Below are 3,822 nucleotides of genomic sequence, written 5' to 3'. Positions count from 1 at the left end.
CAAGCCCTTGCCTGGACTAGATTTAGTCGATGCGACATTTTTGCGTCGCTCCCGTTTCTAACTATGGGGATAAGCCCGATGGCAATTTATTGCCTACCGACTTCTTTTTTGATTTTGAATATACTCTTTAATTTTAGCTAATGGTGCGCCTCCAACAGTAGAAACAAAATAACTATTAGTCCATAGAGTAGGTAATCTTTGTTTAAGTTCTGGGAATTCCAATCTAAGGTATCGAGAAGTAGCACCTTTAAATCTTTTTACTGCTTTATGAACCCCAAATTGTGGGTCTAAAGAGATTAGTAAATGAACATGGTTACAATCGCCTATTTCCATTTCTAATATTTCAACATTAATTTCAGTTGAAATTTTAAGCAACAATTCCTTAAGTCTATTCTGTATTTCATCGGTCAATACAGGACGACGATACTTAGTCACCCAAACAACATGATATTTACAACAATAGACTATGTTCTTGTTGCTTTTATAGGTCGGCATTGCAATATACAGCGTTCAGCTATATAATCATAACATGAGCAATTACTACGTCCGAAAACTTAACCTTAATCCTACAGAACAACTAGATTCTTTGGCTCGTGCAGCAGGAGAATTGTATTCTCGTACTTTGGTTTCTTTTTGGCGAACAGTTCGCAAAAAAGGAGTGTGGTTATCTGGTTATGCAATGGAAAAATGGCATATTTCTCCATTACTTCATGCTCATAGCTCAGATGCCATTACTCAATGTTTTTATAGTTCTTTGAAATCTTGGAGGGTAAGACGAAAAACAGATCCTAATAGCAAGCCTCCAAAACGGAGACGTTGGTATTTTAAAGTTATTTGGAAATCAACGGCTATTAAAATCAAGGAGGGTAAATTAAAGCTATCTAATGGTAAAGGCAACCAACCTTTAATAGTTGATTGGTATTGGCAAAAACCTAAAATTGTAGAATTAGGATGGAATAGAGCATCTCAATGTTATGAGTTGAGAGCTTGCTACACTACAGAATCCGTAAAGAATTCTCTTGAAAAAGAAGTAAGAGTAGCCTCTACGGATTTAGGTGAAATACACCCTATGGTTATAGCAGATGGAATAAATACCGATATTTTTAATGGTCGTTATTTACGCTCTGTTAGACGATACCAAAACAAATTAAAGGCACAATTGTCTAAATTAATTGATAGAAAGAAGAAAAGGAGTAAACGAAGAAAAAGGCTGATTAAATCTAAACAAAAACAACTTGCCAAACTTAACAATCAAATTAAAGATATTGAACATAAATTAACTAGCCGTGCTGTTTCAATGCTTAAACTAAGAGGTATTCAAACCCTAGTTATTGGAGATGTAAGAAATATCAGAGATGGTTTAAATTATGGCAAGAAAGTTAACCAAAAACTTCATCAATGGAATTTTGGTTCTATTCGAGAGAAACTTGAATACAAGTGTGCAAAAGCTGGTATCAAAACTGTTTTAATATCGGAAGAATACACCAGTCAAGAGTGTTTAAAGTGCCGTAAACGAAACAAACCAAAAAACCGTAATTATCGTTGTTCTTGCTCTTTTGAATTCCATCGAGATGGAGTCGGAGCTAACAACATTCGTGCAAAGTATCTGGGAGAAGTCCCAGTAGTTGGTCTTATGGCTAGACCCTCTGGTATCAGGTGGCAACCTCATATTCAGTGTAACCTAACAGATAACTGTCTGTTGGGGAATCCCCTACCCTTTAGGGATGGGGAGTAGTCAACCTGACCATCGGAAAAACTGTGGCGCAACAGTATGGTTTGAAATTGATCCCAAAATCCCTTTACAAATGAATATTTTTGCTTAGTTAGAAAGCTTTAAAAAGAGGCTGATCCTGTTCCTTGGAACATGACCCAAGATAGGAAAAAGTTAATCACAAAAACAGCTAATAAGGCGGTTACCACTGCCGTTGTTGTGGATTGACCGACTCCCTTTGCGCCACCACTGGTGGTAAGTCCCCAACTGCAACCAATAACAGCAATTAAGCCGCCAAAAGCAACGGATTTCAGCAAAGAAGTTACTAGATCCCACAATTCTAAAAAGTTACGGACAGAGGTTAAAAAAACATAGGGAGAAATATCGTATAATCCATTGGCGATCAATAACCCCCCTGTCATTCCTGTCAACAAAGACAGAATATTTAAGACGGGTAACATCAGACAACAAGCTAGGACACGAGGCACGACTAGATAGTCGATGGGGTCCGTTTTGAGCATATACAAAGCGTCGATTTGTTCGGTAACTCGCATGGTGCCGATTTCAGCGGCGAAGGCTGATCCCACCCTTCCTGCCACCACAACTGCGGTCAAAACCGGTCCTAATTCTCGGGTTAAAGCCAAGGCTAACACCCCCCCAACGGTTGAAGCTGCCCCAAAACTAATAAATTCTCTGGCAACTTGAATAGTAAATACCATGCCCACAAAACCCGCTGTGATGAGAGCGATGGTCAAAGATTCTGGTCCAACCACACTCATCTGGTCTAGGGTGTTTCGTCGATGAATCCTAGTCTTTAGTAGATGGAAGAAGACTTGACCCCCTAATAAAATGGCTGCTATTAATCGCTCAAACCAAATGCCGAGTCCTCTTCTTGAATGGGCTGATTTTGTCATTGTTGCTGTTGTTGGTAGGGATGATTGTTTAGTATAGTTTTACATTAAAACAAGATTTTTGTGGCGAATGGTGCCTTAAGAGATTTTATATATCTTGATATTTTATGTATTTTTACTGAGGTTTTTGCATTGGAGGCAAGAGTTGTTGAATTTTAGTACTCAGCACCTAGAAGTTAAATATGAGCCTCTCACTAGCAGAGATATCTAATAGCAATAGATAAGAACAAACACTTATTTTACAATCTGTTTCTTAACAGTCAAATAAACAGTATAAACCTACAAATTTTTTTAAAATGGGCAATGATGGCCAATTATTAGATCTGCTCTTGACAAAAAACCATTCCCACAGTAGTCTTGCGGCAAGTACATACACTTAAGTGTACATACTTACAGAAATATAAAGTTTAATGCGCATTTGTCACCATTGATCTCATGAAAAAAAGATTAACGCTTTTGGTTAGTAGTTTCTGCTCCGTAAGTTTCCTAGGGGTTGCTTCGGTTGCCTCGGGGGCAGATTTAATTTCCCCCTCCTCACTAAACCTAACACTTAGAGAAGGGGAACAGTTCACCCTTAGAAAAATCGTAACGGTTGGGGAAGAAGTCGGAGGAACAGCCCAATTGGATATCGCCTTTTTGACTGATACTACTGGTAGTATGGGGGGCTTTATCAACACCGTTCAGACGAGTTTTTCCGATATTCTTGAGGCTACAAGCGAATTAGGGGATGTACAGTGGTCGGTCGGTGAATACCGAGATATCACTGATGACTTTATATATCGACTTAATGAGGATTTCACTGCCGATCAACTAGCCGTGACTAACGGCATTAATATGTATAGTGCAGCTGGCGGTGGTGATTTACCTGAAGCTAACTTCTTTGCCCTAGAAGAAACCGCGACTGTTCCTAGTTGGCGTACTGGTTCAACTCGTCTAGCAGTGTGGGCCGGAGATGCTGTTGGGCATGATCCTCGTAATGGTTCTACGGAGGCAAGTGCAACTGCTGCTTTACAAGCTCAAAACATTGTAGTTCAAGCAATTAATTTACTGAATCCGGGACAAGGGATAGACCAGTTTGGTCAGGCCACTCGAGTTGCAGATGCAACAGGAGGATCAGTCCAGAATAATCCAGAAGATGTTGTTGATGCTATAGCAATCAGGAATGATTTATGAGAATGAAGATGGGGTTTTTTATAGAGC

4 protein-coding genes are annotated in these 3,822 nt (G+C 39.3%); 2 read left to right on the top strand and 2 right to left on the bottom strand.

Annotated features, from left to right (window positions below):
• Nucleotides 1-93: 93 nt before the first annotated feature.
• On the bottom strand, nt 94-495 hold the full coding sequence (gene tnpA / locus P9B04_RS16465; RefSeq protein WP_342056073.1) for an IS200/IS605 family transposase: 402 nt from the start codon (nt 493-495) through the stop codon (nt 94-96).
• A 34-nt stretch (nt 496-529) separates the two neighbouring features.
• Between tnpA and P9B04_RS16460 the strand changes: the two genes are divergently transcribed.
• A complete protein-coding gene (locus P9B04_RS16460; protein WP_342056072.1) occupies nt 530-1,735 on the top strand; it encodes an RNA-guided endonuclease InsQ/TnpB family protein in 1,206 nt (401 codons plus the stop codon).
• A gap of 98 nt (nt 1,736-1,833) precedes the next feature.
• On the opposite strand, the gene P9B04_RS16455 is transcribed toward P9B04_RS16460, so the two are convergent.
• Nucleotides 1,834-2,625, bottom strand: coding sequence for an MlaE family lipid ABC transporter permease subunit (locus P9B04_RS16455; protein ID WP_342056071.1), 792 nt, complete (start codon nt 2,623-2,625; stop codon nt 1,834-1,836).
• 432 nt (nt 2,626-3,057) lie between these two features.
• Here P9B04_RS16455 and P9B04_RS16450 point away from each other — a divergent pair, with 432 nt between their 5' ends.
• Nucleotides 3,058-3,795: a hypothetical protein gene (locus P9B04_RS16450; RefSeq protein ID WP_342056070.1), complete on the top strand. Its 738-nt coding sequence runs from the start codon at nt 3,058-3,060 to the stop codon at nt 3,793-3,795.
• Nucleotides 3,796-3,822 lie beyond the last annotated feature (27 nt).

The organism is Crocosphaera sp. Alani8, assembly GCF_038442745.1.
Classification (GTDB): Bacteria; Cyanobacteriota; Cyanobacteriia; order Cyanobacteriales; family Microcystaceae; genus Crocosphaera.
This window is presented reverse-complemented; position numbering and strand designations above follow the sequence as displayed.

Coding starts and splice junctions, on each gene's coding strand:
- P9B04_RS16450 (WP_342056070.1), top strand. CDS start 3,058: ATGAAAAAAAGATTAACGCTTTTGGTTAGTAGTTTCTGCTCCGTAAGT.
- P9B04_RS16460 (WP_342056072.1), top strand. CDS start 530: ATGAGCAATTACTACGTCCGAAAACTTAACCTTAATCCTACAGAACAA.
- tnpA (WP_342056073.1), bottom strand. CDS start 495: ATGCCGACCTATAAAAGCAACAAGAACATAGTCTATTGTTGTAAATAT.
- P9B04_RS16455 (WP_342056071.1), bottom strand. CDS start 2,625: ATGACAAAATCAGCCCATTCAAGAAGAGGACTCGGCATTTGGTTTGAG.